This window comes from Blastococcus sp. CCUG 61487, assembly GCF_005222955.1.
In the GTDB taxonomy this organism is placed as follows: Bacteria; Actinomycetota; Actinomycetes; order Mycobacteriales; family Geodermatophilaceae; genus Blastococcus.
Genome location: NZ_LWUA01000114.1, coordinates 1 through 3,015 on the forward strand (window position 1 = coordinate 1; position 3,015 = coordinate 3,015).

Here is a 3,015-nt window from a genome sequence, read left to right on the forward strand (position 1 = left end):
GACGACCCCTTGAGCCCGGGTCACCTGATCCCAGCGCCTCCTCCCTCACGTCCCACGCTGAGGTAGGACGCTCGGGGATCAGGGGACCTGATCCCCGCCCGGCCGGGGAGGGGCGGTCAGCGGGTGAGGAGCGCGCAGGCCGGGCAGACGTCGGTGCCGGTGCGCGGCCACGGCTGCTCGGGGGTGACGCGGGCGAGCGAGCCGCAGACGGCGAGCTCGCAGGCCCCGTCGATCTCGGTGACCGGCCGGTGCAGCTTGACGGCGTGCCAGAGCGCGGCCGTCGGTCCGTGGGCCCGGCTGTGCGCCGCCACGTGCGCGGTGGTCTGCAGCATCATGGGAAGGATGTCGGCAGCCCCGGCCCGGTGGCTGAGTCCGGGTGCGGCCGTCCACCCGAAGGTGTGACGCCGACCACCTCACGCGCGGCCGGACGGGCCGGTGCAGGATGCGCTCATGGAGCTGACGAAGCACGGCCACGCCTGTGTCGCTCTCGCGGAGGGGAGCCGCCGGCTGGTGATCGATCCCGGGGCCTTCACCGATCCGGACGCGCTGGACGGCGCCACCGCCGTCCTGGTGACCCACGAGCACCCCGACCACTTCGCGCCCGACCGGCTGCGGGCCGCCCTGGACGCCGACCCGGCGCTGGAGATCTGGACCAACAAGTCGGTGGCCGCCCGGCTCGAGGGCACGGGCGGGCGGGTCCACGTGGTGGGTCACGGTGACGCGGTGACCGTCGCAGGGTTCGAGGTGCAGGTGCACGGCGAGCTGCACGCGGAGATCCACCCGGAGATCCCGCGGATCGCCAACATCGGCTTCCTGGTCGACGGCACCGTCTTCCACCCCGGGGACGCGTTCACGGTGCCCGACCAGCCGGTGCCGACCCTGCTGCTCCCCCTGCACGCCCCGTGGTCGCGGACCGCGGACGTGATCGAGTACGTGCGCGCCGTCGACGCCGACCAGGCGTACGCCGTGCACGACGCCCTGCTCAGCGACGTGGGGCTCGGCATCGTCGGCGGGCTGCTCGGGGAGCGCGGCCCGGGGACGCCGACCCCGCTGGCGCGGCTGGCCCCGGGGGACGCCGTCGAGCTCTGAGCCCGACCGCGTCCCCCGGGGAGCGTGCTCAGCGGACGGCGCGGTTGTTCCGGCCGGTGAGCGTGGACGCGGCCACCACCAGCACGGCCGCCAGGACGATGGAGATGATCCAGCGGATCCAGTCGACCCCGTCGGTGGAGTCGACGCCCAGCGCTCCGGCCACGTAGTAACCGATCAGCACACCACCGATGCCGCACAGCACGGTGAGCCACAGCGGCGTGTTGTCCTTGTCGCCGGGTGCGACCAGCTTGCCCAGCAGGCCGATGATGAGGCCGGCGACGAGCAGACCGATGATCTCCATAGCGAACTCCTCAGTGGCCAGCCCGGCGTGCGCGGTTCCGGCGGGACGCCGGGCGTGCCGCCGGGGCACGTGGCAGCCACTACCCATCGCCCGCGGCCGCGATACGCGGTTCCCCCGATCGGGTCGCGCTGCTCAGTCGGCCGGGTCCGCCAGGTGGGCGGGGATCTTGTCCAGCTCGGACTCGACGGTCCGCCGCACCAGGTCCCGGGCCGCACGGCCCTGGAGACGGCGGAGCAGCCGGCCGGCCCGGGGCTCGTGGGTGACGGTCATGGTGACGCGGGTGCCGCCGTCGGGTGCGTCGGCCAGCTCGATCCGGGTCGTCCACGTCTCCTGGGTGAGCTCCAGGCGGGTCGCCACCAGGCGCTTCGGCACCCACTCCACGATCTCGCCGCGCGGCGCGCCGTCCGGCGGCGGGCCGTCCAGCCGGCCCGGCACCGCCACGAACGTGCTGCCGCGCCCCGAGCCGGTCACGACGTAGGAGACGTCGCAGGTGGGGCAGTAGGGCCGGAGCACCGCGACGGCACGCCACACGTCCGCGCGAGACCCGGCCACGTCCCGGACACCCGTCGCGCTGCTCATCGCACGCTCCTGCGCAGCCGGGCGGCCAGGTCCGGCCAGCGCTCGGCGAACACCCGCTCGGCGTCCCGGGCGCGGGCCTCGGCCCGCCCGAGCAGGAGGCCGTAGGTGAAGCCCGGCTCCCCCGCGGCGTGCGCGGCCACGGCCAGTCCGCGGCAGTGCTCGCCGACGACCACGAGGTCCTGCAGCTCACCCAGCAGCCGCTGGGTCCGCTTCGCCGCCGAGGCGGCGGTGGCCGCCCGCTCGCCGAGAGCCGGAGCGAACGCGGCCGCCACGTACCGGGTTCGGCGGGCGGTTCGGCGCACGCCGTGCAGGGCCTCGGTGCGCTCCTGCCCGGACAGCGCTCCGCCGGCGTCGGCCGCCCGGCGCAGCCGGCGGACCTCCCGGCGCACGACCCCGTCCAGCACGGGCCGGGCCGGCTCGGCACCGGCGGCGGTGATCGGTGGGTCGGCCAGCAGCGCGTGCAGTGCGTCGAGCGCGCGCCGGTGGTCGGGCCCCGCGACGAGCGCCGCCGCGGTGGCGCGCCCCCGCTCGGCCGCCGCCACCTGCGCCGTCCGCAGCCGCGCCTCGACGGGCCCCAGCACCAGTTCGACAGGCACCTCGGTCACGGCGGCCCGGAGCTCCGCGAGCGCGACCTCCTCGTCCCGGACGTCCGAGAGCCGGCCGGCGAGCAGGCGGAGCTCGGCGCGCAGCGGGTCGGTCGCGGCGCGGTCGAGGACCGGCCGGGCAGCGGCCAGCAGCGCCCGCAGCCGGCGGTAGGCGACCCGCAGGCGGCGGATCGCGTCGTCCTGACCTGTCCGCACGGCGACGTCGGCGAGCTGCAGGGCGGTCACCTGGTCCCGCAGCACCCCGAGCAGCACGTCCGCGGCGCGCGGCTCGGCCGCCCGGCGCCGCTTCTTCCCCGGCCGGGGCGCCGGGCGGTCCACCTCGTCCAGGCCCAGCGCACGGGCGAGCTTGGAGGCCCGGGCGGTCCACTCGGCCCCCGCGGCGACCAGCCGCTCGCCCACCGGCCCGAGCAGCTCCGCTGGCCCGTCGATCAGCTCGACCTC

Annotated in this window: 5 protein-coding genes; 1 reads left to right on the forward strand and 4 read right to left on the reverse strand. The window is 76.6% G+C overall.

The window, feature by feature from the left end:
* Nucleotides 1-116: 116 nt before the first annotated feature.
* Complete coding sequence (locus tag A6V29_RS08130) at nucleotides 117-332, reverse strand: hypothetical protein (RefSeq protein ID WP_249933110.1); 216 nt, start codon at nucleotides 330-332, stop codon at nucleotides 117-119.
* Nucleotides 333-450: 118 nt separating this feature from the next.
* Between A6V29_RS08130 and A6V29_RS08135 the strand changes: the two genes are divergently transcribed.
* Nucleotides 451-1,089, forward strand: coding sequence for an MBL fold metallo-hydrolase (locus tag A6V29_RS08135; protein ID WP_137159848.1), 639 nt, complete (start codon nucleotides 451-453; stop codon nucleotides 1,087-1,089).
* Nucleotides 1,090-1,117: 28 nt separating this feature from the next.
* On the opposite strand, the gene A6V29_RS08140 is transcribed toward A6V29_RS08135, so the two are convergent.
* From A6V29_RS08140 to A6V29_RS08150, 3 genes are all read right to left on the reverse strand, one after another.
* Nucleotides 1,118-1,390: a GlsB/YeaQ/YmgE family stress response membrane protein gene (locus tag A6V29_RS08140; RefSeq protein WP_137159849.1), complete on the reverse strand. Its 273-nt coding sequence runs from the start codon at nucleotides 1,388-1,390 to the stop codon at nucleotides 1,118-1,120.
* A 132-nt stretch (nucleotides 1,391-1,522) separates the two neighbouring features.
* A complete protein-coding gene (locus A6V29_RS08145; protein WP_137159850.1) occupies nucleotides 1,523-1,969 on the reverse strand; it encodes an SRPBCC family protein in 447 nt (148 codons plus the stop codon).
* On the reverse strand, nucleotides 1,966-3,015 hold a 1,050-nt coding region (locus tag A6V29_RS08150), incomplete at its 5' end, for a CYTH and CHAD domain-containing protein (RefSeq protein WP_137159851.1). The genes A6V29_RS08145 and A6V29_RS08150, both read right to left, overlap by 4 nt.

Coding starts and splice junctions, on each gene's coding strand:
- A6V29_RS08135 (WP_137159848.1), top strand. CDS start 451: ATGGAGCTGACGAAGCACGGCCACGCCTGTGTCGCTCTCGCGGAGGGG.
- A6V29_RS08145 (WP_137159850.1), bottom strand. CDS start 1,969: ATGAGCAGCGCGACGGGTGTCCGGGACGTGGCCGGGTCTCGCGCGGAC.
- A6V29_RS08140 (WP_137159849.1), bottom strand. CDS start 1,390: ATGGAGATCATCGGTCTGCTCGTCGCCGGCCTCATCATCGGCCTGCTG.
- A6V29_RS08130 (WP_249933110.1), bottom strand. CDS start 332: ATGCTGCAGACCACCGCGCACGTGGCGGCGCACAGCCGGGCCCACGGA.